The organism is Nonomuraea sp. NPDC052129 (genome assembly GCF_040680095.1).
Taxonomy (GTDB): Bacteria; Actinomycetota; Actinomycetes; order Streptosporangiales; family Streptosporangiaceae; genus Nonomuraea.
Genome location: NZ_JBFAVX010000040.1, coordinates 59477 through 84013 on the forward strand (window position 1 = coordinate 59477; position 24537 = coordinate 84013).

Annotated in this window: 23 protein-coding genes; 14 read left to right on the plus strand and 9 right to left on the minus strand. The window is 71.6% G+C overall.

Annotated elements, in window-relative coordinates; genetic code table 11:
• Positions 1–2 precede the first annotated feature (2 nt).
• The gene (locus AB0L53_RS50625) at positions 3–197 is read left to right on the plus strand and encodes a ferredoxin (RefSeq protein ID WP_357952115.1); all 195 of its coding nucleotides are present in this window, start codon (positions 3–5) and stop codon (positions 195–197) included.
• Between the two features lie 10 nt (positions 198–207).
• Here AB0L53_RS50625 and AB0L53_RS50630 read toward each other — a convergent pair whose 3' ends face one another.
• Entirely contained in the window at positions 208–855 is a 648-nt protein-coding gene (locus tag AB0L53_RS50630) for a TetR family transcriptional regulator (RefSeq protein ID WP_364011433.1), read from the minus strand.
• Between the two features lie 202 nt (positions 856–1057).
• Here AB0L53_RS50630 and AB0L53_RS50635 point away from each other — a divergent pair, with 202 nt between their 5' ends.
• Together AB0L53_RS50635 and AB0L53_RS50640 are read left to right on the plus strand one after the other, a co-directional pair.
• Positions 1058–2512: an MFS transporter gene (locus tag AB0L53_RS50635; RefSeq protein WP_364011435.1), complete on the plus strand. Its 1455-nt coding sequence runs from the start codon at positions 1058–1060 to the stop codon at positions 2510–2512.
• A gap of 42 nt (positions 2513–2554) precedes the next feature.
• Positions 2555–3220, plus strand: coding sequence for a helix-turn-helix domain-containing protein (locus AB0L53_RS50640; protein WP_364011438.1), 666 nt, complete (start codon positions 2555–2557; stop codon positions 3218–3220).
• Between the two features lie 34 nt (positions 3221–3254).
• On the opposite strand, the gene AB0L53_RS50645 is transcribed toward AB0L53_RS50640, so the two are convergent.
• From AB0L53_RS50645 to AB0L53_RS50675, 7 genes are all read right to left on the minus strand, one after another.
• A complete protein-coding gene (locus tag AB0L53_RS50645) occupies positions 3255–4439 on the minus strand; it encodes a tetratricopeptide repeat protein (RefSeq protein ID WP_364011441.1) in 1185 nt (394 codons plus the stop codon).
• A complete protein-coding gene (locus AB0L53_RS50650) occupies positions 4436–5875 on the minus strand; it encodes an AAA family ATPase (RefSeq protein WP_364011444.1) in 1440 nt (479 codons plus the stop codon). Before AB0L53_RS50650 ends, AB0L53_RS50645 begins: the two co-directional genes overlap by 4 nt.
• Before the next feature lie 114 nt (positions 5876–5989).
• Entirely contained in the window at positions 5990–6940 is a 951-nt protein-coding gene (locus AB0L53_RS50655; protein WP_364011447.1) for a catechol 2,3-dioxygenase, read from the minus strand.
• A gap of 12 nt (positions 6941–6952) precedes the next feature.
• Positions 6953–8098, minus strand: a complete 1146-nt coding sequence (locus AB0L53_RS50660; RefSeq protein WP_364011450.1) for a 4-oxalomesaconate tautomerase — start codon at positions 8096–8098, stop codon at positions 6953–6955.
• A 67-nt stretch (positions 8099–8165) separates the two neighbouring features.
• Positions 8166–8876 carry a 4-carboxy-4-hydroxy-2-oxoadipate aldolase/oxaloacetate decarboxylase gene (locus AB0L53_RS50665; RefSeq protein WP_364011453.1) on the minus strand — a complete coding sequence of 237 codons (711 nt, stop codon included), beginning with the start codon at positions 8874–8876 and terminating at the stop codon, positions 8166–8168.
• Positions 8873–9643, minus strand: coding sequence for a PIG-L deacetylase family protein (locus tag AB0L53_RS50670; RefSeq protein WP_364011456.1), 771 nt, complete (start codon positions 9641–9643; stop codon positions 8873–8875). Before AB0L53_RS50670 ends, AB0L53_RS50665 begins: the two co-directional genes overlap by 4 nt.
• 70 nt (positions 9644–9713) lie before the next feature.
• Positions 9714–10364, minus strand: a complete 651-nt coding sequence (locus AB0L53_RS50675) for a GntR family transcriptional regulator (RefSeq protein WP_364011458.1) — start codon at positions 10362–10364, stop codon at positions 9714–9716.
• A gap of 148 nt (positions 10365–10512) precedes the next feature.
• Between AB0L53_RS50675 and AB0L53_RS50680 the strand changes: the two genes are divergently transcribed.
• From AB0L53_RS50680 to AB0L53_RS50690, 3 genes are all read left to right on the plus strand, one after another.
• On the plus strand, positions 10513–11028 hold the full coding sequence (locus tag AB0L53_RS50680; protein WP_364011461.1) for an MFS transporter: 516 nt from the start codon (positions 10513–10515) through the stop codon (positions 11026–11028).
• Positions 11029–11051: 23 nt separating this feature from the next.
• Positions 11052–11177 (plus strand): hypothetical protein, encoded by a 126-nt coding sequence (locus tag AB0L53_RS50685; protein ID WP_364011463.1) that lies wholly within the window; start codon positions 11052–11054, stop codon positions 11175–11177.
• A gap of 78 nt (positions 11178–11255) precedes the next feature.
• On the plus strand, positions 11256–11933 hold the full coding sequence (locus tag AB0L53_RS50690; protein WP_364011465.1) for a GntR family transcriptional regulator: 678 nt from the start codon (positions 11256–11258) through the stop codon (positions 11931–11933).
• A gap of 82 nt (positions 11934–12015) precedes the next feature.
• Here the strand turns inward: AB0L53_RS50690 and AB0L53_RS50695 are convergent, their stop codons facing one another.
• Complete coding sequence (locus AB0L53_RS50695; RefSeq protein ID WP_364011468.1) at positions 12016–12765, minus strand: glucose 1-dehydrogenase; 750 nt, start codon at positions 12763–12765, stop codon at positions 12016–12018.
• Between the two features lie 155 nt (positions 12766–12920).
• Here AB0L53_RS50695 and AB0L53_RS50700 point away from each other — a divergent pair, with 155 nt between their 5' ends.
• The 8 genes from AB0L53_RS50700 (at position 12921) to AB0L53_RS50735 (ending at position 24492) form a co-directional block, all read left to right on the plus strand.
• Positions 12921–13475: a helix-turn-helix domain-containing protein gene (locus tag AB0L53_RS50700; RefSeq protein WP_357952123.1), complete on the plus strand. Its 555-nt coding sequence runs from the start codon at positions 12921–12923 to the stop codon at positions 13473–13475.
• Positions 13476–13583: 108 nt separating this feature from the next.
• Complete coding sequence (locus tag AB0L53_RS50705) at positions 13584–15602, plus strand: hypothetical protein (RefSeq protein ID WP_364011472.1); 2019 nt, start codon at positions 13584–13586, stop codon at positions 15600–15602.
• On the plus strand, positions 15595–17814 hold the full coding sequence (locus AB0L53_RS50710; protein WP_364011475.1) for a TOMM precursor leader peptide-binding protein: 2220 nt from the start codon (positions 15595–15597) through the stop codon (positions 17812–17814). Before AB0L53_RS50705 ends, AB0L53_RS50710 begins: the two co-directional genes overlap by 8 nt.
• Positions 17811–19466, plus strand: coding sequence for a SagB family peptide dehydrogenase (locus tag AB0L53_RS50715; RefSeq protein ID WP_364011477.1), 1656 nt, complete (start codon positions 17811–17813; stop codon positions 19464–19466). Before AB0L53_RS50710 ends, AB0L53_RS50715 begins: the two co-directional genes overlap by 4 nt.
• Complete coding sequence (locus tag AB0L53_RS50720; protein WP_357952127.1) at positions 19438–19614, plus strand: thiomuracin/GE37468 family thiazolyl RiPP peptide; 177 nt, start codon at positions 19438–19440, stop codon at positions 19612–19614. Before AB0L53_RS50715 ends, AB0L53_RS50720 begins: the two co-directional genes overlap by 29 nt.
• Before the next feature lie 150 nt (positions 19615–19764).
• The gene (locus AB0L53_RS50725; protein WP_364011481.1) at positions 19765–22350 is read left to right on the plus strand and encodes a lantibiotic dehydratase; all 2586 of its coding nucleotides are present in this window, start codon (positions 19765–19767) and stop codon (positions 22348–22350) included.
• Entirely contained in the window at positions 22347–23318 is a 972-nt protein-coding gene (locus tag AB0L53_RS50730) for a lantibiotic dehydratase C-terminal domain-containing protein (protein ID WP_364011484.1), read from the plus strand. Before AB0L53_RS50725 ends, AB0L53_RS50730 begins: the two co-directional genes overlap by 4 nt.
• 7 nt (positions 23319–23325) lie before the next feature.
• Positions 23326–24492 carry a thiopeptide maturation pyridine synthase gene (locus tag AB0L53_RS50735; RefSeq protein ID WP_364011487.1) on the plus strand — a complete coding sequence of 389 codons (1167 nt, stop codon included), beginning with the start codon at positions 23326–23328 and terminating at the stop codon, positions 24490–24492.
• Positions 24493–24537: the final 45 nt, after the last annotated feature.

Consider the following 24537-nt stretch of genomic DNA (forward strand, 5'->3'; position numbering starts at 1 on the left):
TCATGAAGGTGATCGCCGACCAGGACCTGTGCTGCGCCAGCGGCATGTGTGTGATGACCGCCGACCAGGTCTTCGACCAGCGCGAGGAGGACGGTGTCGTCGTCGTGCTGGTCGAGGCGCCCCCGCCGGAGCAGCATGAGGCGGTGCGCGTCGCGGCCGCGGGGTGCCCCGCCTCGGCCATCCGCCTCCTGGAGTGACATCCGCCCATCAGGGAGTGGCGCTGACCGGGGCCAGCCACAGGCCGGTGATCGCGTCGATCATCCCCGTCGCGGCGGCGTCCCAGGTCGCGTGCGGGGTGGCCGTGCCTTCGTGCAGCGCGCGTTCCCGCTCGGCGCACATGTGCACCAGCAGGTGCCTGATCATGTCCTTGCGCTCCTGTCGTACCTGCTCGGGCAGGTCGGGTACGAGCCGGGAGATCCCGTCGAGGGTCTGCCGCAGCGACGAGGACGTGGTCGTCTCGTCGGTGATGAGCTTGCGGAAGGCGGGGTCGGTGGTGACCTGGGCGGCGAAGCGGGCGTACCAGGTCGGGGTGCCCAGGTCGGCTATGTGTTCGGTGACGGGGCGTACGAGGCAGGCGATCCACTCGTGCAGGCCGGCCGAATCCGTGATCGTCGTGAGCATCTCGGCGCGCCGCCGCTCCATCGGCTCGGCGTGCCGGCGGACGATCGCGAGCACGAGATCGGTCTTCGTGCCGATGTGGTAGCCGACCGCGGAGTTGTTGGCCTGCCCCGCCGCTTCGCTGACCTGGCGGTTGGACACCGCCGCCACCCCGTGCTCGGCGAACAGCCGCTCGGCTGTCGTCACGAGCAGCTCACGGGTCTCGCCGCCACGCTCGGGCTTGGTCGTGGTCACCATTACCTCCGCACGGTCGTGGGAGCACCGTAGAGGGATCGCCTTGATTAAGTCAACTGCTTGACTCTATTGAGGCGATCGCCTTACGGTTATGATGGCCGCCGCGTGATCTTCGCGTACCCGGAAGTGGGTGCAGGCGTGAGCGCGGCGCACAAGGGGGAGTGGTCATAGAGCCCCGTATCGCAACGATCGAGACAGGACGTCGATGACGACGCTGGTCCCTGGGACCGAGGTGCGGGCGCCACGCGGCGGCCTGACGGTGGCGGTGCTGGCGTTCGCCGGCATCGTGGTCGCGCTCATGCAGACCTTGGTCATCCCGTTGGTCCCGCAGCTGCCGACCCTGCTGCACGCCACCCCGTCGAACACCTCCTGGGCCATCACCGCCACCCTGCTGGCCGGCGCCGTGGCCACCCCGGTGTTCGGAGGGCTGGGGGATATGTACGGCAAGCGGCTGATCCTCGTGCTCTGCCTCGGGCTGCTGGTGACCGGGTCGGTCGTCTGCGCGCTCAGTAACTCGCTGCCCCCGATGATCGTGGGCCGGGCCCTTCAGGGCGCGGCCGCCGGCGTCATCCCGCTGGGCATCAGCATCATGCGTGACGAACTGCCCCCCGAGAAGCTCGGCTCGGCGATCGGGCTGATGAGCTCCTCGCTGGGCGTGGGCGGCGCGCTGGGTCTGCCGAGCGCCGCGCTGCTCGCCGAGCACATCGGCTGGCACGTGCTGTTCTGGGTCTCGGCGGCGCTCGGCGCCGTGGTGGCCGGACTGGTGCTGGCCATCGTGCCGGAGTCGCCGCTGCGCACCGGTGGCCGCTTCGACCTGCTGGGCGCGGTCGGGTTGACGGCCGGACTGGTGTGCCTGCTGCTGGCCATCTCCAAGGGCGGCGACTGGGGCTGGACGAGTGGAACGGTTCTCGGGTTGTTCGCCGCCGCCGCGGTCATCCTGCTGCTGTGGGGTGTGTGGGAGCTCCGCGCGCGGCGGCCCCTGGTGGACCTGCGGATCACCGCCCGCCGCCGGGTACTGGTGACGAATCTGGCCTCCATCACGGTCGGCTTCTCGATGTTCGCGATGTCGCTGGTGCTGCCCCAGGTGCTGGCGATGCCGGCGGCCACGGGATACGGCCTCGGCCAGTCGTTGCTGGTGATCGGCCTGTGCATGGCGCCGGGCGGTCTGGTGATGATGGCCACCTCGCCGCTCGCGGCGCGGCTGTCGGCCGCGCGGGGCCCGAAGGTGTCGCTCATGACGGGCTCGCTCGTGATCGCCGTCGGCTACTTCCTGGGCATCGTGCTCATGGGCGGGGTCTGGCAGATCGTCGTGTTCACCTGCGTCATCAGCGCCGGGGTCGGCATCGCGTACGCCGCCATGCCCGCGCTGATCATGTCGGCCGTCCCGGCGTCGGAGACCGGCGCGGCCAACGGGCTCAACGCCCTCATGCGCTCGATCGGCACCTCCACCTCCAGCGCGGTGATCTCGGTCGTCCTGGCCAACATGGTCATCCGCTTCGGCCCCGCCGAACTACCGTCCCTCACCGGCTTCCGGGTCGCCATGCTCATCGGCGGCGGCGCGGCGCTGGCCGCGTTCCTGATCGCCGCGTTCATCCCGAGCGGCCGCGATACGGGTAATCTGGCCCCGGTGGAGGCAGGGACCGCGACCAGAGCGCGGTGAACCAGAGCGAGGTCGGACAACGGTCATGAAGGTCAGTGCAACGTGACGCTCTCCGAGACGGCCGCCTCGATCTCGCCCCGCTCCGCGCTCGCCAGGGACAAGCTGATGCACACCGCGGAGCGGCTCTACGCGGAGCACGGGTTCGCCAACGTGTCGATCAGGAAGATCGGCGAGGCGGCGGGCCAGCGCAACAAGTCGGTGGTGCAGTACCACTTCAGCACCCGTGACGAGCTCATCCACGCGATCCTGGCCCGGCACATGGCCGCGATCGAGAAGCACCGCGTCGCGATGGTGGCCGCGCTGGGCGAGTCGGGCGAGATGTCCCTGCGGGACTGGGCCACCTGCCTCGTCCTGCCGAGCATCGAGCATCACATCGACGTGGGCACGCCGTCCTGGTACGGCCGGTTCCTCGCCCAGGCCGTCGTGGAGCCCAGCCTGCGCGAATACACGATCCAGGCGCATCTGAACATGCCGTCGTTCCGCCGCCTGGAAGAGCTCGGCCAGCCGCCCGGGCGGACCGCCGATCCTGAGCTCTCCGCGCAGCGGGGCGCGATGATCCGGCAGCTGATCGTCCACATGAGCGCCGAACTGGAAGCCGACCTGGCCGACCGCCGGGCGGACCCCGGAACCGCCGAGCGGGCTTGGCGGCGGCTGGGGGACAACCTGATCACCGCCATCACCGGGCTCAGCTCCGCCCTGCGGGAGTAGCGGTAGCTGTGGTGGCCGAGGCGGCGGCGAACCGCTAGCCGTGGTGGCCGAGTACGCGCCGTACTCCTGCCGCCACCCAGATCGTGGCCAGCCCGGCGTACACGCTCAGTAGCGCCACGCCGGTCGAGGCCAGGATCGTCGCGATGGCGATGGCGAGGACGAGGAGGGCCGTCCAGCCGTACAGGATCGCCCGTCCGCGCGCCGAGCCGGTGTGCACGGCTTCCTGGACCGCGGTGACCAGGGCCATGACGGCCACGCCCGCGGTGCCGACCGTGTCCAGGCCGAGCGTTACGCCCAGCACGAGCACCGCCGCGCCCACGGCCACCAGGCCGCAGCACAGCACGGCCACGCGGGCCTCGGCGCCCTCGAAGAGCAGCCGGGTGGCCTTGGCACGGGCCAGCCGCAGCGTGGTCCACGCCTCGGCGACCCACGCCGCCCAGTGCAGGAGCGCGATGATGATGAAGACCACGACGAGTGGCGGGACCGCGGGCAGCAGGAACACCAGCCGGCCGCCACGGAACCCGCCCCGCAGCCGCGCGAGCCGCCGGTAGAGCGGATTGCGCTGCTTCAGCGCCGTCACCAGGAGATCCCTGGCCTGGTCGAAGCCGGGGTCGAGGCGGAGCACCTCGCGGAAGGCGTCCGCCGCCCGCCGGGGATCGCCGAAGGCCAGCGCCGCCCGGCCGTACGCCAGGTGCGCGATGGCGCTCTCCGGGTCCAGCCCCACGGCGTGCGCGGCGGCGGCCGTGGCCTGCTCCGCCTCCCCGAGCTCGGTGAGCGCCACCGCCAGCAGGCTCACCAGGTCCGACTCCTGTGGATCGATGGCCAGCCCGCGCCGCGCCGCCTCGGCCGCCTGGGGCCACTGACTCCTGGACACGTGGACGCGGGCCAGCAGCTCCCAGATCGGGGCGTACTCGGGCTCGAGCTCGAGGGCCACGTGGAGGGCGGCCATCGCCTCGTCGGGCCGGCGGGCGAGCTGATGCACCTGTCCGGCCACGTAGTGGGTGAGCCATTGGTCGGGCGCCAGCCGGATCGCCTCATGCGCCTCCTCGACCGCCTCGGCCACGACGCCCTGCTGGGCGAGGGCGAGCGCCAGGAAGGAATGCGCGATGATGTGCTGCGGATCCTGGGCGAGGGCGCCGCGCAGCTCCCGCTCGGCCTCGGCCGGACGGCGCATCCCCAGCAGGGTCCGCGCCCGCTGCACCGGATCGGCGCTGGTCACCACTTGGCTTTGACCCAGGGCAGCAGCTCGTCCCAGGCGCCGGAGTCGTTGGAGTGCATCACGTAGTTGCGCGCGGTGGCCATCCACTCGCGAACCGCGGTCGGCCGTACGCTCTGAGCCGCGGCCAGCAGGTCGGGCGTCGACAGCGGGATGGGACGGCCCGCGCTGATCGACTGCTGGAGCTTGACCTCCACCGCCCGGTCCACCACCCCCTTCAGATCCGCGCCGACGAAATGGTCGGTGACCCGCGCGACCGCGTCGAAGTCCATCTCGGCCAGAGGCTTGTCGCGGCACAGCAGGCGCAGGATGGCCGCGCGGGCCGCCGGGTCGGGCGGCGGGACGAACACCGGCTGGTCCAACCGGCCGGGACGGCGGAACGCCACGTCCACGTACCAGGGGGCGTTCGTGGCCGCCAGCACCAGGACACCTTCGTTGGCGTTCTGGTCCACGCCGTCGAGCTCGGCCAGGAACTGGTTGACCAGCTGCCGCGTGTGCGCCTGGCGCATGTCCGAGCGACGGGCGGCCAGCGCGTCGACCTCGTCGAAGAACAGCACGCACGGTCGGTTGCGCCGGGCCAGCTCGAAGGTGGCTCGCAGGTTGCGCTCGCTGGAGCCGATGTACATGTCCAGGATGTCGGCCAGGCCCACATTGACGAACGACGCGCCGAGCTCTCCGGCGGCGGCCCTGGCCAGGTGCGTCTTACCCGCTCCCGGCGGGCCGTACAGCAGCACTCCGCCACCGGCGCGCTTGCCGTACGCGGCGAACAGGTCCGGCTGCTGGATCGGCAGCAGGAGCTTGACCCGCAGCGACTCCTTGACCGCCTCCATACCGGCCACGTCGGCGAAGTTGAGCTTGGAGCGCTCGACCTCGGCAGTGGCCCCGTCCACCTGTGCGGGCGCCGACGTGGCGTAAGCCTGTCCAGTGGGAGAGGGCGGTGCGGCGTAGGACTGCCCAGGAGGCGCCGGTGGAGCGGCAGGCGCCGGTGCCCCGTGCGGTGGGGCGGGCGGGGCCGGTGCCCCATACGTCGGGGTCGGCGGGGCCGACAGCCGGGCGGCCAGGTCGGCGTCTCCCACGGACGGATCGCGGGAGACCGCCTCGTGGTAGCGGTAGCCCGCCCGCGCCGTGTCCCCCTCGCCGAGCAGCGCCCGAGCCGCCAGCACGCCCACCTTGGGCGGGTAGCCGGGCGAGGCCAGCAACGGCTCGAGCGCGGCCAGCGCGGCGCCGTAGGCGCTCTGCCGGACGAACGCCTCCGCCAGCCCGGCCATGATGCCCGCGTCCTTGGGCGCGAGCACGAGCGCGGCGCGGTATTCGGCCTCGGCCTCGCCGAGATACCCCTTGGCCAGGAGCTGCCCGGCCAGGTGCTGCCGCAGGGGAAGGTTGTCCGGGGATAGGCGGGCCGCCTCGCGGAGCGCCTGGAGACCGGCATCGTCGAGCACGTGCCGTCCCTTCTGTAGCGGGTGGTTTCGGTCGGTCCTGAACTACGCAAGATACCGAAATCAGCTCAGACAGGGGCGCATGGGGCGTGAGCCCTCTAGCCCTTCGAGGACGTCTCAGGCGAGGGGCGGGGTGCCGTGCGTGTGGAAGGAGTCGATGGTCTTCAGCCCCCAGGCCTGTCCCTTGGCCCGTTCCTCCTCCGTCCAGGTGATCAGCGGCCAGTCCGGGGCCAGCACCAGGCGGGTGAGCGGGTTGCACAGCTCGATCCGGTTGCCGCCGGGCTCGTAGACGTACAGGAAGAACGTCTGCTGGATCGCGTGCTTGTGCGGTCCCGTCTCGATGTGGACGCCGTTGTCGAGGCACAGGTCGGCGGCGCGCAGGATGTCCTCGCGGCTGTCAGTGGCGAACGCGACGTGGTGCAGACGCCCATGCGAGCCCGACCAGTCCTCGGTGTAGACCAGGTCGTACGACTTGTTGGTGAAGGTCAGCCACTGCGCGCTGAGCCTGCCGGAATTGAGGACGATCTGCTCGGTGGGCCTGGCCCCGAGCAGCCGGTGGGTGAAGTCGGCGTTGGGGGCGACGTCGGCGGCGAGGAAGTTGACGTGGTCGAGCCGCCGTACGCCGACACCCTGGCCGGGCTTGGCCTGCGGCTGGTTCTTGAGCCCGGGGCGCAGCTCGGGGGGCGCCTGATACCACTCGCTCTCCCAGTAAAGGGCGATCTCGTGCCCGTCGGGGTCGTGGGTGACGTACAGGGGGCCGATCCCGGGCTCGTCCTCCACCCACGCGCCGGTCAGGCCGGCGTTCTCCAGAGCCTTGACCCGCGCGTTCAACGCCTCCTCGCTCGAGGCCCGCAGCGCCGTACGGCTGATGCCGGAGGTGGAGTGGGCGGTGAGCGTCAGGCTGTGGTGTTCGTAGTCGTCCCAGGTACGCAGGTGGACGGAGTCGCCGGAACGACCGCTCTCGGTCATGCCGAGCATCTGGATGAAGAACCACAGGCTGCGGTCGGGGTCGGGGGTGAGGAGCCGGACATGGCCGAGATGGGCGATGTCCCCCAGCGGCGGGGCCATAGCAGAGCCTCTCTAGGAGTCGGACGGGCGTGGGTGGACCGTGCCGTCGAAGATCTTGCGGGCGGTGCGGACGACGGCCGTGCGCACCGCGTGGGGGGAGCCGGACGGCCCCTGTTCGACGACGGTCTCGACGTCGAGGAACCCCGTCGGATGCTCGATGCGCAGCCGATCTCCGGCTCCGGCGAGCGGATGCTCGGCGCTCAGCCGATCCCCGGCACCGGCGAGTACGGCCAGGTCGTGGCCGATGCCGTCGGCGAGCAGCAGCCCGGCGGCGACGCTCGCGGCGCTGAGCACGCCGATGGCGGTGTGGCAGCGGACCGGGATGAACATCCGGGTGCAGACGGCGCCGCCGTCGCGGGGCGGCGCGAGCAGGGTCAGCTTGGGCACGGTCGTGTCGCGTACGTCGCCGAGGCCCATCAGCTTCCCCGCCGCGAGGCGTATCTCGCGCAGCCGGGCGGCGAGCGCGGCGTCGCCCTCCAGCTCGGCCGGGCTCTCGTAGCCCGTGATGCCGAGGTCGGCCGCCCGCGCGAGGACCACCGGCATGCCGTTGTCCACGCATGTCACCTCGACGCCGGCCACCTTGTCGCGGGCACGGCCGGTCGGCAGCAGCGGCCGGCCGGCCGTGCCTCCGGTGAACTCGATCACGATGGCGGCGGCGGTGCCCGGCACGCCGGAGATCTCCGTCGAACCCTCGTAGCTCACCACCCGGCCCGGGGTCGGGAAGGTCGCCGTGGCCAGCTCACCGGTGTTGAGCATCCGGATCCGCACGGTTGTCTCGCCGTCGCCGGCCGGGACCAGCCCGCGCTCGACGGCGAACGGGCCCACCCCGGCGAGAAGGTTGCCGCAGTTCTGCCGGTCGGATACCTCGGCGGTCTCGACACCCGTCTGCAGGAAGAGGTAGTCGACGTCCGCGGCGTCGTCGCCGGAGCGGGAGACGACGGCCACCTTGCTGGTCAGCGGGTGCGCGCCGCCCAGGCCGTCGATCTGGCGCGGGTCGGGGCTGCCCATGACGCGCAGCAGCAGGTCGTCGCGGGCCGCCCGGTCCGCGGGCAGGTCCTCGGCGAGGAAATAGGCGCCCTTGGAGGTGCCGCCGCGCATCAGCGCGCACCGCAGGCCGCGCTCGCGGTCCCCGTCACCGTCGCGTTCGCCGGAGGTCACGTAGCCACCCCCTCGCGCCCGTACGTCTCGGACGTCATGCGGCCGCGCCCCGCGCGCTGCTCGGCCGTCATGTGGCCGTCTCCTCGCGTCCGTACTCCTCGGCCGTCACGTAGCGCACGCCCAGCCGGGACAGCGTCTCGCGCAGGCCGTACCGGTCGAGGCCGAGCTCGCCCTCGGCGAAGGCCGCGCGCGTGGCCTCCTCCTTCGCCGTCCGCGCCGCCGCCGCCTTCACGGCCGTGGCGACGAGGTCACGGGGGACGCGCAGCACCCCGTCGTCGTCGGCGAGTATCGCGTCGCCGGGCCTGATCACCTGGCCGCCGACCACCACGGGCACGTTGACCGACCCCGCGCTGGCCTTGACCGTGCCCTGCGCGCAGACGGCCGCCGACCAGACAGGGAACCCCATCGCGCGCAGCTCCGCGGTGTCCCGTACACCGGCGTCGATCACCAGCCCGCGCACGCCGCGCCGCCGCAGCGCCGTGGCGAACAGCTCCCCGAACAGCCCGTCGGTGGACGGCGAGGTCGTTGTGACCACCAGCAGGTCGCCCTCGCGGCACTGCTCGACCGCCGCGTGGATCATGAGGTTGTCGCCGGGCCGGCACAGGACGGTGACCGCCGTGCCGCCGACCCGTACGCCCTGCTGGATGGGCCGCAGCCCGGGACCGAGGCTTCCCGTACGGCCCAGGGCCTCGTGCACGGTGGCCACGCCGAAGCGCGCCAGCGCGGCCACGTCGGCGGCGTCGGCCCTGGGCGGGTCGGTGACGATCACCCCGGTCATGCCAGGACCCCCGTCACCTGGGGGAAGGGGCGCATGTACGCCTCGCCGTACGTGGTGTGGGGCAGTCCCAGATTCGGACCGGCGTTGCGCTTGAGCTGTACGCCCCGGCGCGTGGCCAGGTCGGTGTAGTAGTCCCACAGATGCCGCTGGGCGGGAAGGCACTCCATCGCCTTGCGCTTGGTGTCGAAGACCTCGGTGATGTCGAGCAGCACCTGCGGGGTGAAATCGCACATCTCCGGCTGGTGGGGCTCGAAGAAGAACACCGGCGGCGCGCCGAGCGGCTCACCCGGCCCCGGGTAGCCGATCGCCTGCGCCAGGATCCGGGCCTGCAGCGCCATCCGGGCCGCTGCGGGGTGGTCGCCGTTGTACGGATCCTCCAGCGGGTGCGTGAGCACCACGGTCGGCGTCACCTCCCGGTAGAGGCGTACGAGCTCGTCCGTGAGCTCGGGCGTCTCCCGCAGCGGGTAGTCACCGGCGTCCAGGAACCGGATGTCCGCCCCCAGGGTCGCGGCGGCCTGCTCGGCCTCGGCCCGCCGCAGCCGCTTGATCTCTTCGAGGGATCTGCCCTCGCGCCAGGCTTTCGCGGACTCACCGCGTTCGCCGAAGGACAGGCACACGATGGTCACCTTCTCGCCCCGCGCGGCGGCCAGGGCGATCGCCCCGCCCGCCCGCCAGACGAAGTCGCCGGCATGCGCGCTGACCACCAGGGTGGACTGTGCCGCCGGTGTGGACTGCGCCGCGGCCGCCGGGCTCGCGTCGTCGGTCATGATCGCTCTCCTCGGGGTAGGGGTCGGCTGCGGGCCTGCTGGCCGGCCGGCTTCGCGCCGCCGGACGGCGCTATTCGCGCAGGGCCGCGATGACGCTGGCCAGGTGGGCGTGCGCGGCCTCCTGGGCCGCCGCCGGGTCGTGGGCGCGGATCGCCTCGATCAGCGCCAGGTGCTCGTTGAGGGACTTCTGCGGCCGGCCGGGACGCAGGGCCAGCTGGAAACGGTGCCGGACCAGCTGGGCGTTGAGCCGTTCCAGCAACTCGACCGCCACTTGCTGCTCGGAGATGTCGCGGATGTAGGTGTGCAGCTCGTGGTTGAGCGCCGAGTACGTCAGCGGCTCGCCGTCGGCGACCGCCTTGGCCATCGCCTCGCCCATGGCCGCGAGCTCGGCCAGCTGCTCGTCGGTGGCCTGCGCCGCCGCCTTGGCCGCGCACAGCCCCTCCAGGACCATCCGGCATTCGGTGATGGCGACCGCCTCCTCGAGGGTGACCACCCGGACCCGGGCACCCCGGTTGGGGATGCGCTCGACCAGCCCCTCGGCGGTCAGGTCGATCAGCGCGGCCCGGATGCCGCCTCGGGTCACGCCGAACCGCTCCGCGAGCTCGTGCTCGACCAGGCGCTGGGCGGGCGCCACGTCCCCCCGCGTGATGGCCTCGCGCAACGCCGCCAGAGCGCGCAGTTTCGCCTGTTCGCCGCTGATCGGGCCGTCTTCGTACGGCATCGCTCGCCCTTCTCTGTGAGTGCTTGATGAGGCTAAATCTAGGGCGACAATATTGTCAACAATATTGTTAGCCATATTGCCAACAAGATTGTCGCGAGTTACGGTCGGCGGCACTCCTACCCCCCCAGGAACCTCCGAGAGGAACCAGATGTCCCCAACACCACCGGCCGTCGCCTCGGGGCGGCCCACCAGGCTCGTCGCCCTGGTGATCGGCTTGTGCTGGATGGTCGTGCTCTTCGACGGGCTCGACATGTTCATGTACGGCGCCGTACTGCCCAAGATGCTCGACGACCCCACCCTGGGACTGACCCCCGCGAGGGGCGGCGAGATCGGCAGCTACGCCACCTTCGGGATGCTCGTCGGCGCGCTCGCGGCGGGCACCGTCACCGACTGGGCGGGCCGCAAGAAGGTCATCGCCGGATGCTGCGCGCTGTTCTCGATCGCGTCGGGTGTCTGCGCCGTCGCGCCGTCGCTCGGGGTGTTCGGCTTCGGCCGTCTCCTGGCCGGACTCGGCCTCGGCGGCCTGCTGCCGATCGCGATCGCGATGGTCGTCGAGTACGCCCCGCGTGGCCGCGGCAACCTCATGATCGGCTCTTCCCCACGGAGGGCCGGGCCACCGCCCTGGGCTGGACCGCCGGGATGGGCCGCTTCGGCGCGGTCTTAGGGCCCTGGCTCGGTGGTGTCCTGTTGGCCAACCATGCGCAGAGCTGGGGCTTCACCGTGTTCGCCGTCACCGCGGTCTTCGGCGCGATCATGATCACGCTGAGCGGCCGGGGCGGCAGCCTACGGGCGATAGACGGCGGATACAGTTAACCGTCAACGGCTAACATTTACCGTCTACGGCAAGCAACGATAGTCTCCGTCCGGGTGGACAATATGGGAGGAGAGCCGGTGACGATCATCAATCCGTTGCGCAATCCCCCGCTCGGAGATCAGCTGCTCGTCCAGCTCCGCTCGCTCATCGTGCGCGGCGAGCTGGGTGTGGGCACGCATCTGGTCGAAGGCAGGATCGCGGAGCGCTTCGGGGTGAGCCGCGGGCCGGTCCGCGACGCGCTGCGCCAGCTGGAGATCGAAGGGTTGGTCGAGACGCGCAAGCGGGGCGTCTTCGTCCGCGGCCTGTCCGACAAAGACCTCCTGGAGCTTTACTCGCTGCGCGGCGCCCTGGAGAGCCTGGCCATCCGGGAGACGATCGTCCGCCTTGAGACCGCCGACTGGGGCCCGATCGACGAGGCGCTCGACGAAATGCGGTTCGCGGCCGATCCCGCCGATCCCGCCAAGTTCGCCGCCGCCGACCTCGACTTCCACAGCGGGTTCTACACGCTCGGCGGCAACCGCTGGCTCACCGCCACCTGGGCGCTGCACCGGCCGCTGTTCGCGGCGGTGATGGAGATCACCAACACCGGCCGGGACCTGGCCGGCGTCGCCGACGATCATGTCGGCCTGAGGGACGTCGTCCGCTCGGGCGACGTCGACGCCGCGCTGGCCGCGCTCACCGCCCATCTCGACGGCTCCTGCAGCCGGATCCGCACGACGCTGAGCGAGCGCCCGCGCCCACTACCCGCCTTCTGATCCGCACGTCGACCATGGCTGCGGCGGGCCGAGATCCTCCTCCCGCCGCCCTGAATCCGAAGACGTCCTGACCGGCGCTCGCTCAGCCGGCCGACCAGCCGCCGTCCACCGGGACGATCGCGCCGTTGATGAACGAGGCCGCGTCGGAGGCGAGGAAGAGGGCGGCGTCGGCCATCTGCTCCGGCTGGGCCATGCTCTCACCGAGGGCGAGCACGGGGCCGAGACGGGCGGCGCCGGCCGGGTCGAAGGTGGTGTTCGTGGCGATGCCGGTCATGGTGGGGCCGGGCAGGATGGCGTTGCAGCGGATGCCGCTCTTGGCGTACGCCCATGCCACGCTCTTGGTCAGGCCGACCACGCCATGCTTGGAGGCGGTGTAGGCGGCCCCGGCCGTGCCGCCGCGGATGCCGGCCTCGGAAGCGGTGTTGACGATCGCGCCGCTGTTCTGGCTCAGCATGTACGGCAGCACCGCGTGCGTGACCAGGAACGTGCCGGTCAGGTTGACGCGCAGCACCCGCTCCCACAGTGAGAGCGGGATGTCGGCGGGCAACGCCATGGTGTCCATGATCCCGGCGTTGTTGCACAGCACGTCGATGTGCCCGTACGCGCTGATCGCGCTCTCGACCAGCGCGGCCACCGAGGCCTCGTCGGAGATGTCGGCCGCCACGCCGATCGCCGCGTCGCCGAGGTCGGCGGCGGTCCGCTCGGCGCTGCCGGAGTCGATGTCGCAGGCCACGACGCGGGCGCCGGCCTTGACGAAGGCGACCGCCATGGCCCGGCCGATCCCGGAGCCCGCTCCGGTGACCAGGGCGACCTTGTTGTCAAAGGTGCTCAAAGAGATGGTCCTTTCGATAAGGCAAGCGGCGGCAGGACATAACCGGACAATCGTGTCCGGTGACAACGTAATCGTTGGGCCTGATATGTGTCGAGGGGGCGAGTGCATGAAGTCGAACATTCGGACTCTGATGTCCGGTTGCTATCGTTGCTGCTATGCCTGACGTACGCCGGATGAACAGAGGACCCGGCGCCGCGGCCGGGAACCGCGCGGCGCTGATCGCGGCGGCCCGCGATGTGTTCGCCACCGCGGGCTACGACGCGCCGCTCAGCATGGTCGCCCGCACGGCCGGCGTGGGCCAGGGCAGCCTGTACCGGCACTTCCCCGATCGCGTCAGCCTCGCGCTCGCCGTGTTCGAGGAGGGGGTGACCGCGCTGGAGGCGCTGGCCGCCGAACCGGGCGCCACGCTCGACGACGTACTGGCTCTGATCACCGAGCAGGCCATCGCCTCGACCGCGTTCATCGACATGGTGCGCGTGCCCCCCGCGGACCCCCGCCTTATCGCGGTGCGCGACCGCGTGGCGGATTTGCTGACGGACAAGCTCGCCGAAGCCCAGCGCGCTGGGCGGATCCGTCCGGACCTCACCCCTGAGGACCTGGTCATGGCCGTCGGCATGCTCGCGGCGGCCCTCGTCCAGCGGCCGGCACCTGCCCGGCGAGTCGCCGCCGCACGGGCGTGGGCGTTGTTACGCAAGGGGCTGGACGCCTGACGCCTGCTCTTTAGGTCCGCCGGATACTCCATGACCTCAACTGATGACTATAAGTAGTCAGTAGATTACTCTTTGCATGGGCAAAGTTGATGGGCATCAGGAGATGGCGTGCGACCACGGCTGCGGGACGACGTCCGCTACGTGCCCTCTGACGAGGGCGCGTACATCCATGCCGACCACGGGGCATGCACGCTGAAGGGCGCACAGGCGTACGAACTGCTCAAGAAGCTCGCCCCCTACCTGACCGGCGAACACAGCCTGACCGAGCTGACCGCCGCGCTTCCCGCCGACCGCCGTCTGATGGTCGTGCGCCTGGTCGAGACGCTGGCCGGTCAGGGATTCGTCGTCGACGCGGCGGATGAGGAGCCGCACGGCCTGAGCGAGTGTGAGCGGCGGATCTACGCCGCCGAGATCGCCTTCATCCGCTACCGTCTGGGCTCGGCCGAGCGGCGGTTCGAGCGGCTGCGCGAGGCGCGCGTCACCCTGGCCGGGCACGGCCCGGTGCTGCTCGCCCTGCTGGAAGCGGGCCTGGTCTCGGGCTGGCGGCAGGTCCGCGTGGCGGCCCCTGCCGAGGGGGTCGCGAAGCTGGAGCAGGCCGCGGCACGGGCTCGGCGGGACGAGGCGCAGCGGGTACGCGTGGACACCGCCCAACCGCTGTGGGCCGACGCCGACGTGGGCTTTCAGATTGGTACGGAGACGGCCGACCTGCTCGCGACGGCTCAGGCGTGCCCGGCGGACGTTTCGCTGGGCCAGATCCTGCTCCGCCCCACCGAGGCATGGATTGTCGGCCCCGGCCCAGCGGCCTCGGCCGTATCGTGCTGGCTCCGTCTGGGCGGTCTGCCGTACCACGATGAGCACGACGACGGCACAGACCTGCTCGCCGGTCCGGTCCTGGCGGTGCTGGCCGCGCAGCCGGCACTGTCGTGCTTCGCACGCCTGACCGGCCTGGCGGAGGGGCAGCAGGGGCACGCGACGGCGACCCGGGTGGACCTGCACACGCTGGAGATGCGCCGTCATCGCGTGGTGCCATGGACGTCCGCTGTTCCGTACCGCGAGGCCAGGGTGGGTCCGACGCCCGACGTGCGTCGGTTCGGTGTTGACGGGATGCGCGCGGTGCCTGATGTACGGGACGGTGCAGCCCGGGTGGGTCCGACGCTCGACGTACGGGACGGTGCTGACGGACTGCGGGCGACGGTCGAGCGGCTCCAGGCGGCCGAGCCGATTTCGCCGGAGGAGTTGCTCGAACGGGCGACGCGATATGTGGACCCCCGCACCGGGTTGCTGGGGACCTTGGATGAGGAAGACCTGGTCCAGGTCCCGGTGTCGGTGTGCCGAGCCGTCGTATCCGACCCGCGCCGGATCTTGCCCAGCTGGGCGCCCGCGCCGCGGGTTGTCGGCTGGGGCCGGGATCGGCGAACCGCGCGGGTGCGCGCCCTGCTGGCCGCCTGTGCGACGTACGGCGTCCTGACCTCCGAGAACGCTGAGATGTGGGGCCTCGAGCCGCTCACCGGCCGCCCGCGCCGGGTACCTGCGCCCTCCTTCACCGCCGCCGGGTGGCAACCCGGCCGGCCACCGATCGGGGTGGGCGCGGGACTGTCATGGTCGGCCGCGCTGGTGGCTGGGCTGCGTTCGCATGCCGAGGTGCTGCTGCTGAGTACCCAGGCCCTGGCTGGGCCGTGCTCGATGCCGGACACCGATGCCAGGGCCGGTGCTCGCGTATCGCCGGAGGATGTCGCGGACGCCGAGGCCGCCCAGCTGCTCGCACTGCTGCGGACCGCGGGGGAGCGACTCGAGATCCGCGACCTCACCGGCGTGCTCCAGATCCCCGCCTATGCGGTGGCCTACGGATCCGCGATCTCAGTGGCCTGCGCCACCACACCGGTGCCGGCGTTGCGGGACGCGGTCGAGCGCGCGCTGCTGGCCTGGCAGGCGCGCACCGCGCGCCAACCGGCCTACGCCGACCCGGTGCCGTCGTGGTGGGCGGGCGAGGAGCCGCCGGAGTGGAAGCTCATCGCGGAGGCGCTGCAGGCGGCCGGGCACGTGCCGGTGGTGGTGCCGATGCACCACGACGCGGCCGCGGCCGAACTGCTGCCGTACGTGGTGCGAGTGGTGTTGTGTGATGACTGACGCTCTTGCCGATTCGGTGCCCACCGGAGAGCCAAGGCTCGTTCTGGCTGGCCCGGAGCCGAATGGCGATCACAGCCCCGCACTGGCCGGCCACCTGCCGACAGGGGAGCGCCGCCCTGCGCCGCTGCGAGTGGCTCTGCTGGGGTCCGGCCGCCTGCGCGACGCCATCGCGTCGGCGCTGCCGCAGCCGCCCATCCCCAACCACACCCCTCTCACCGGCGCCCGGTCGACGGATGCTCCATCGACGGATACCTGGCTGTCGGACGTCCAACTGCCTGATGCTCCGCTGCCGGGCGCTCCACTGACAGAGGCCACATACGACATCGGCACGCCGGACGTGCTCGTGACGGCCCACGATGCCGACGACACGCGCCACTACCAGCGCGTCTACCGGCAGGCCCTCGCCGCGCGTGTTCCCTGGCTGCCCGTACGGACAGACACCGGCTGGGTGCTGATCGGCCCGGCAGCCCGGCCGCCGCGACCAGGCTGCCCCCTCTGCGCCGAGCGCCGCCGCGCGAGCAACCGGGCGGACGCGAGGGCCCGGCGCGCGCTGCGAGAGCAGTACGGTCAGGAGTTGGTCGCCCGGCCCTGCGCTTTGGTGACGCCCCTGCTGGCTGCCGCAGTCGGGGCGCTGGTGGCGGCCGAAGCCGACCGGTTGCACCGCGATCCGGCCTCCGCGCGTACCGATCGGGCGCTGGTGCGGATCTCCATCGAGACCGCGCTGCTCACCCGGCATCCCCTGCTGCCCGACCCGCTCTGTCCGGACTGCGCCGACCTGCCGGCGGATCGCCCTCGCGTCCCGGCCCTCGGCCCGTCACCCAAATCCGACCCGTACGTCTTCCGGCTACGGAGCCTGACCGGGCGTCAGGCGGAGCTGGAGCGTCTGTACGTGGACGCCGAGACCGGCCTGATCCAATCCCTGGCAACGGGGACGGCGCTTGGCAGCGCCACGGCGGTCGCCCACTTGCGTCCGGCCATCGCCCGCCACGACAGCAATCACGGCTACGGCCGGTCGCGCGACTTCACCTCGGCGCGGCTCACCGCGATGGCCGAGGCGCTCGAACGTCACGCGGGCCTGCGTCCCCGGGGCCGACGCACCGCCGTCCACGCCCCATACGCGGAGGTGGCCGATCGTGCCCTGGACCCGCGCACGCTGGGCCTGTACCCGGACGATTGGTACGGCCGGCCGGACTTCCCCTTCGTCCGCTTCGACCCGGTACGGCCGACAGCCTGGGTGTGGGGCTACTCCTTCGCCCGAGCCGAGCCGCTCCTCGTACCGGAGAGTTACGCCTACTACGGCCCACGGCCCGAGGGCGATCCTGGATTCGCCTACGAGTGTTCCAATGGATGCGCGATCGGCGGCTGCCTGGCCGAAGCGGTATTCCACGGCCTGCTGGAGGTCGCCGAACGGGACGCGTTCCTGACCACCTGGTACACCCGCCTGCCCGCCCCGCGAGTGGACCTGGACTCGGCCGCGGACCGGAGCATCCCGATGAGCGCCGCCCGGATCCGCCACCAACTCGGTTACGAGGTGATGGCCTTCGACATCACCCTGGAGCAGGGCGTACCGGCCTTCTGGACGATGGCCGTGGACCGGGTCGGCGGCCCCAGTCGGCCGTACACGATGTGCGGAGCCGCCGCCCACCCCGACCCCGAGCATGCCCTGGCCTCGGCGCTGGCCGAACTCGGCCCCGGCATCGAGGGCCTGACCCGCCGCTACGACACCGAGCAGGCCGCGTGCTTGCTGGCCGCGCCCGACCGAGTACGCGAAATGGACGACCACGCCCTGCTCTACGGGCATCCCGACGCCTTCCGTCGGCTGGCGTTCCTGACCGCCGACGGGCCGCGCCTGCCGATCGCTCGAAAGCCCGCCCGAGACCTCCCGCCCACCTACGGCCCGCATCTGCCGATCGCCGGAAAGACCTGGCCCGCCAGGGACGACCTGGCCGGTGACCTGGCCGAGTTGGTCGGCCGCTATCTGGCGACCGGGCTGGACGTGATCGCCGTCGACACCACCGGTCCCGAGCAGCGCGCGGGCGGCTTCGCCTGCGCGAAGGTGCTGGTGCCCGGCACCGCGTCGATGACCTTCGGCCACCGCTTCCGCCGTACCCATGGCCTGCCCCGTCTGCTGTCGCTGCCTCGGCTGCTCGGCCATCGGGAGCGCGACCTGTGCCCCGGCGAGCTCAACCCCGACCCCCACCCGTTCCCATGACTACCGCCATGGACGCGGCGGGCGCGGCGATCCGCACCTATCTGGAGGCCCTGCGGGGTCGCGCGCCAGGCCCGGCCGACTGGAGCGCCGCCCCGGCGCGGTACAAACGCTATTTCGGTGCCACCCGCCTCCCACTGCCCTCCGGCCCGGTCGGCGAACTGCTGCGCGACCTGCTCGGCCTGGTCCGCGTCGACTGGGTTCATCCGGTCGACGAGCAGGGGCAGCCGGTCGAGGGAGCGCCGAGGATCACCCTGGGCCGTCCGGCGCCCTCTGGTGGCGGGCTCTATCCGATCGAGGGCTACCTCGCCGCGGGCGGTCCCGGTCTGCCCAGCGGCTTGTTCCACTACGACCCGGTGCATCACACCCTGGAGACGCTGCACCCCGGCGACCACCGCCAGGCACTCACCGGCCTGCTCGCCGCGCCCCCGCCCGAGCCGCCCGACCTGGTGCTCGTGCTGTCCGCCGTCTTCTGGCGTACCGGCTTCAAGTACGGCGATTTCGCCTATCGCCTGCAATGTCAGGAGATCGGGGCCCTGGCCGCCCAGGCCCTCGCGCTGGCCGAGAAGCTGAGCCTGGGGGCATCGGTCCATCTGCTGTTCGACGACGCCGCGGCCGACCGGCTACTCGGTCTGGACACCGCCGCGGAGAGCGTGCTGGCCGTGCTCACTCTCACAGGCACCCCCCATGAGCCGGTACGGCAGGCCGACACCGCCCACTCCTCGCGTTGGGCCCCAGCCGATGATCTCGCCTTCCGGCCCGCCCACTCCCCGCCTCTCGCCCCCCGGCCCGTGGACGCGCCGCCGATCAACGACCGGCTGCCCTGCCTGGCCGCTCTACACGCCGCCACTCGGACCACCGTCTCGGCCTGCGATGGCCGCCCTGCCGATCCCGAGCCCAGCGCGACGCCAGGAGGAGAACCACAGTTCTCGCTGCCGAACGTCACCCCCATACGGCTCGCCGACGGCATTCCCCACCGGGCCTCGCCCATCGTCGGATACCGGCCCGAGCCGATCAGCCCCCATGCGCTCGCTCAGATCCTCGCCGCCGCCTCCGCCACCTACCCCGGTGACCTGTCCAGCATCTCGCCGACGATCACGCTGTACGTGCTCGCGCTGCGCGTTCAGGGCCTGCCCGTGGGGGCCTACCACTACGACGCCGAGCGGCGGGCCCTGCTACGGATCGCCGCCGAGCCCGCCGCACGGATCACCGGCGGACCGCTGGCGCCCAACACCCGCGTCGGTCTGCGGAGTGCGGCGGCGGTACTCGTTCCGGTGGGCGACCCGCTGGGTGGCGTCCGGTGGTTCGGCGACCGCTGGTACCGCCTTCAGCAGGCCGAGATGGGCCTGGCCGTCCACCGAGCCACGCTGGCCGCCGCCGCGCTCGGTCTCACCTCACGCATCCACTCCGACGGCACCACCCCCGCCACTGAGGCGGCACTCGGTCTGACGAGCAGTCGCCGGCAGGCGTTGAGCTTCCTGCTGCTCGGCCGGCCCCCCACAGGCCCGTCGCTCATCCGGCGTCTCCCCGCCCCGGCGGTGGACGGCGTCGGCCCAGGCGACGGCACCACACCTACGACAAGCGTGGGTGCCATCCATCCCCCATATGAAGGGAGAAAGGAAAACCATGTCCGACAAAATCCAGCTCGACCTTGACGGTCTGGTGGTGGACAGCATCGAGGTGCTGCCCGCCGACTCCATCGAGTTCCTCACCACGGGCCACGGCATGACCGAGAACGCCGCGTCGTTCGGCTGTTTCTGCGGCGGTGGTAGCTGCCTGGCCCTCCCGTCCGACGAGATCTGACCGAGATCACGTCCTGATCAGGTGTGCCCGAGCCCGAGGGCGCGGGCACACCGCTCCACCGTCGCGAAAGTCGGGAACGTCTCGAAAGCCCGATCGGTCCGATCGGCTTGAACGGTCCGACCGGCTTGAACGGCTCGAAAGGTGATGCGTATGCCCCAGAGCAGCCACGCGGACCAGGGCGAGGCTCGCTCGGTTCTCTCGCCCGTGTTCGGGGTGCGGGTGGCGGGGATGGCGGTCGGCGATCTGGAAGACCTGCGCTTCACCCGCACCTGGTCGCTCGTCGACGAACTGCTGGATACCTCGGCCATGGTGGCGAGCGAGGGCGCGGCCCTGTCCGAGGCACTGCACGAGGTGATCGGCGACAACGCTCGGCCCGACCTCAAGCCACTGCTGGTCGCGCTGCGCCGGGCGCTGTTCAGTACGCGTACTCCGCAAGCTCGTACCCGATCGGAGGAGGTGCTCCGGGTGCTGCCGGACGGCCTTGACCAGCGGATCACAGCGTGGCTGGGCCATCTGGAGCGGCGCGACGCGCTGGAGGGCGCGCTGCTCGGCGTGCTGGCGGCGGAGCGGCGGGAGAAGACGACGCGGCTGCGCGAGGTCGTCGCCGCCGATGCCTTCCGCCAGGGCCTGGCCCAGAGCAGCCCGGTGCTGTCGGCCGAGCTGGACAAGTGGCTGGCCGGCCAGGCGGACGCCGTACCTGGGCGGCAGACGCTCCTGCGGCTGACCCGCTATGTCGCCCGGGTGGCGGCCAAGACCAGCCCGTACGCGACCTTCACCGCCGCCGGGTTCGGCCACTGGACGGAGCACGGACCGGCGGTGGTTCCCGCTCAACGTCTGGTACGTCGGGGTGTGGCCGAGCTGCACCCGTTCGTCGTCGAACGGATCTGGCGGGCGCTCGCCGACCGGCCCGAGCTGATCGACCGGGTACGGCTGCGGGTCAATCCCTCGGCGACAGAGGACGAGGGCCGGATCTGGTTCCTGGGCGCCGGTCCGAGCGAGCCGATCAGAAGCGTGCCGGCCGTCGACGCCGTACGCGCCGTGCTGGACGCCGTCCGTACCGCGACGTACCCGACCGAGCCGGCGTTGCGTGCTCGCTTCCGACACGACGGGCAGGCGGCGCGGCTCGTGGCGGTCCTGCTGGAGGCGGGGCTGCTGGAACGGCGGCGTCCCTACGCCGACCAGTCCGGCGACCCCCTTGGCGAGCTGATCACGTGGCTGCCCGCCGACCACCCCGCCGCCGACGCGCTGCGGCGGCTTGACGAGGCGGTGGCCACTTACCCCGATCTGACCTGTGCGGCCGAACGTGCCCACCGGGCCCAGCAGATCGACGAGCAGGCGCGAAGCCTGAGCTTGGGGGAGGGGCTGGTGCGGCTCATCACCCCCAACCTCGGGGAGAAGCCGGTGCGGCTCGTCACCCCGAGTCCGGAGACGACCCTGTTGATCGGCGGCGTGACCCGATGCGGCAAGGAGCGGTGGCGGCCGGTCTTCGACGATCTGGACGTCGTACGCGAACTGCTGGGGCTGCTGGACATGGACCTGCCGGTCAAGCTGGCAGCCACCGCTCTGTTCCGGGAGAAATACGGGCCGTCCGCGTCGGTACCGTTCCTGAGGTTCTACCGGCAGGCCCACCAGGCCGCCGAGCTGCGAGGCCTGCTGCACCCGCCGCCGGGCGGGAACTCGGGGGACGGCCCGCCCGCCCTCGCCGAGCTGCGCCGCCAGACGTGGCGGACGCTGCGGGCCGCAGGCGAGGACCCGTCGGGGGTGATCCGGGTCGATCCCGCGCTGGTGCGCAAGCTCGCCGCCGGTTGGCCGCGCCACGTCCGCGCGCCCCGCTCCATCTGCTGCTACGGCCAGGCGCTGACCACGCCGCAGGGGCCGGGCCTGGTGGTCAACACCATCGCCTGCGGGTACGGCCGGGGGCTGGGCCGCCTGCACCACCTGCTGGCGCAGGCCACCGACGGGATCCCCGTGCTTGACCGTCACGAGATCTCCGAGATCGACCACCACGAGGTGGCCGAGTGCCTGGGGGCGTTCGGCACCAGTCTCAATCTGCGGCCGGCGGTCGGGCGGGCGATCGACTATCCCTTCACCACAGACGACAGCCTGGACGCCCTGCCCCCGGCGGAGCTGCGGGTCAGCTTCGAGGGTGAGCGTCAGCTGGTCGTGCTGCGCGATGCGGACGGTTCCGAGGTACGTCCGATGCATCTGGGGCTGCTCGCTCCCTATCTGCTGCCTCCCGCGTACTCGTTTCTGGTACGCGTTTTCGGCGAGCCGCCCGTGGCCCTGCAGCCCGGCCAGCGGTTGGGCGGCGGGCGTGAGAGTGGTGGGTGGCGGTGGCCGCGGTTGGAGGTTGGGCGGGTCACGCTGGCCCGCGCCCGCTGGCGGCTGCCCGCCGGAGAGTTGCCCACCCCTGGCAAGGGGGAGAGCGAGGCGGCCTATCTGGTGCGGTTCGCCCGTTGGCTGGCCGAGCACGGCATCCCGCGCCGGTTCTTCGCCCGGGTCATCCCCGCGGACAGGGCGAAGGGGTTTTTCACCAAGGCACGCAAGCCGCTGTACGTGGACGTGGCCAACTGCTTCCTGCTGTTCGACCTGGCTCGTGCCGCGAGCGACCCCGGCGATCTGGTGGTGCTGGAGGAGGTGCTGCCCGATCTCGCGGACAATCCCCGCTACGGCGACGACGGGACCCGTGTCACCGAGTACATGTTCCAGCTCACCGCCACGGGTGAGCGCCCATGACCACTCCCGTGGAACCTGGGGTGGTGCCGGGTTGGATCAGCGCCCACCTTTTCCATGCGGGGTCCCTCGACAACCTGATCGCGCAGGTGATCGCGCCCCTGGAGGGGGAGCTGCGGGAGGAGTTGGCCGGGTTCTTCTTCCTGCGCTACTGGGAAGGTGGCCCCCATCTGCGGCTCAGGGTTAAACCGCAGGGTGGCGCCGACGCCGGGCGGATTCGCAGCCTGATCCGGCGGCGGGCCGACGCCTACTTCGCCGAGCATCCGTCGGCGCGCGGCCTCCCTGCCGCCGACTACCAGGCGCTGGCGGCTCGCCTCGCCCACGCCGAACGCCGGGCCGACCACGACGACCGCCTGTACCCCAACGACTCGGTGGAGTTCATCGCCTACCTGCCCGAGCACCACGTCTACGGTGAGGGAGCCTGCATCGCGGCCGTGGAGGAGCATTTCACCGACTCCAGCCGTCTTGCCTGCGAGATCCTCGCCACCGGTCCCGATCAAGGGCGGCGGACGGCGATCGGCCTGGCCGCCTACACCCTCACTATTGCCGCCTGCGTCCCAGACTTGCAGGTCGCGGCCCAGGCCTTCGCGCTCCGGCTCGGGGCCACTCCCGTGCCACCTGACGTGGAAGAGGTCTTCCGGAGCGAGGCCGACGGCCTGCTGCGGCAGACGCGGCGGCTGTGGAACCGGCCGGTCTCAGGGCCGCCGGCAGCCTGGTCGTCCTCCATCCGTACCATGCGCGACCGCCTGACCGGCCTCGACGCCGCCCTGCCCGACCCGGCCGACCTGGGATCACCGGCGGCCTTCCTGGCCGGCGCACTGGAGCCCGCAAGCCTCACGGCCCCTGCCGTTCCGTACATCCTGTTGCGCTGCACGCATCTGCTGCACAACCGGCTGGGCATCACCCCCGCTGCCGAGAACCGCCTGGCCTTGCTGACCGTGCGCACTCTGGCCGCCCTTTACGAGAGGTGAATTCGCCATGACCCCCCTCCAGCCGTCCCGCTGGCACAGCGTCCACATCTCCTACCACGACGTGCCAGGCCAGGACGACCTGCTGCTGGACGCCGTCGGCCCGCTGCTGCGCCACCTGAGCGGTACCGTCGAGGCCGTCCACGTGCTACGGCACTGGCGGCGGGGTCCCCACCTGCGGCTCAACGTCAAGACCGACCCCGCCACCTGGGCGGACGCCGTACGGCAAGCCATCGACGAAATCATCGGCACCTACCTGCGCGCCCACCCCTCCACCGCCGTCCTCGACCAGCGCGCGCTGCTCGCCCAGCATCGGGTGCTCGCCGAACAGGAGAAAGACCCCGGCCCGCTCACCCCCTGGTATCCCGACAACTCCCTCCACAACGCCCCCTACGACACCCGTCACCAGACCCTGGACGAGGACGCCGCCGACCTGCTGGCCGACTTCTACACCGACAGCACCCCGCTGCTGCTCGACATGTTGCGACACGTCCGCTCGGGCCAGGACACCAAGGAGGGCCTGGCCATGACGCTGATGCTGGCCACCTCCCACACCGCCCTGGGCCCGATCACCCGCAGCTTCGTCTCCTACCGCTCCCACGCCGAAGGCTTCCTTGCCCGCTGCGCCGACCCCGACGCCATACGGGCCGGCTTCGAACGGGACTACCAAGCCCGGCGAGACGAGCTGACCGACGGGGTGCGCGCGGTCATCGCGACCCTCGACGCCACCACAGGCGCCCAAGGCACCGGCATCGATGGCACCGGCACCGAAGGCACAGGCGCCCAAAGCACCACAGGCGCCATCGGCGCGCCCGTCCCTTTCGTCCGCGAATGGGCCGCTCTGATCGCCGAGTACGGCCGCCGCGCCCAACCGCTGATCGCCCGCGGCCGGCTCATCCGCCCCGGCTCCCACCAGGAAGCGCTCGCCATCCCGAGGCTCAGCGACTTCCACCGGCTGATGTTCTCCAGCCGGACCTACCACGACCGCGTCTTCGCCGATCCGGACTTCCTGCGCTACCGCGTCCTGATCAACTACACCTACCTGCAGAACACCCGGCTCGGCATCACCCCGCCGGCCCGCTTCCGCATCTGCCACCTGGCGGCCAACGCGGTGGAGGAGGTCTATGATCTGTCGGCGCTCGGCCTGATCCGCGCGTTCGTCGAGGCCCACCCGTGAAATTCCGCGCGTTCGTCGAGGCCCACCCCTAAAACCTCCACCCGC

Bases quoted from the DNA above. Each gene is read 5' to 3' on its own strand.
- AB0L53_RS50625 (WP_357952115.1), top strand. From the start codon at position 3: ATGAAGGTGATCGCCGACCAGGACCTGTGCTGCGCCAGCGGCATGTGT.
- AB0L53_RS50630 (WP_364011433.1), bottom strand. From the start codon at position 855: ATGGTGACCACGACCAAGCCCGAGCGTGGCGGCGAGACCCGTGAGCTG.
- AB0L53_RS50635 (WP_364011435.1), top strand. From the start codon at position 1,058: ATGACGACGCTGGTCCCTGGGACCGAGGTGCGGGCGCCACGCGGCGGC.
- AB0L53_RS50655 (WP_364011447.1), bottom strand. From the start codon at position 6,940: ATGGCCCCGCCGCTGGGGGACATCGCCCATCTCGGCCATGTCCGGCTC.
- AB0L53_RS50665 (WP_364011453.1), bottom strand. From the start codon at position 8,876: ATGACCGGGGTGATCGTCACCGACCCGCCCAGGGCCGACGCCGCCGAC.
- AB0L53_RS50670 (WP_364011456.1), bottom strand. From the start codon at position 9,643: ATGACCGACGACGCGAGCCCGGCGGCCGCGGCGCAGTCCACACCGGCG.
- AB0L53_RS50675 (WP_364011458.1), bottom strand. From the start codon at position 10,364: ATGCCGTACGAAGACGGCCCGATCAGCGGCGAACAGGCGAAACTGCGC.
- AB0L53_RS50680 (WP_364011461.1), top strand. From the start codon at position 10,513: ATGTCCCCAACACCACCGGCCGTCGCCTCGGGGCGGCCCACCAGGCTC.
- AB0L53_RS50700 (WP_357952123.1), top strand. From the start codon at position 12,921: ATGCCTGACGTACGCCGGATGAACAGAGGACCCGGCGCCGCGGCCGGG.
- AB0L53_RS50710 (WP_364011475.1), top strand. From the start codon at position 15,595: ATGACTGACGCTCTTGCCGATTCGGTGCCCACCGGAGAGCCAAGGCTC.
- AB0L53_RS50715 (WP_364011477.1), top strand. From the start codon at position 17,811: ATGACTACCGCCATGGACGCGGCGGGCGCGGCGATCCGCACCTATCTG.
- AB0L53_RS50720 (WP_357952127.1), top strand. From the start codon at position 19,438: ATGTCCGACAAAATCCAGCTCGACCTTGACGGTCTGGTGGTGGACAGC.
- AB0L53_RS50725 (WP_364011481.1), top strand. From the start codon at position 19,765: ATGCCCCAGAGCAGCCACGCGGACCAGGGCGAGGCTCGCTCGGTTCTC.
- AB0L53_RS50730 (WP_364011484.1), top strand. From the start codon at position 22,347: ATGACCACTCCCGTGGAACCTGGGGTGGTGCCGGGTTGGATCAGCGCC.
- AB0L53_RS50735 (WP_364011487.1), top strand. From the start codon at position 23,326: ATGACCCCCCTCCAGCCGTCCCGCTGGCACAGCGTCCACATCTCCTAC.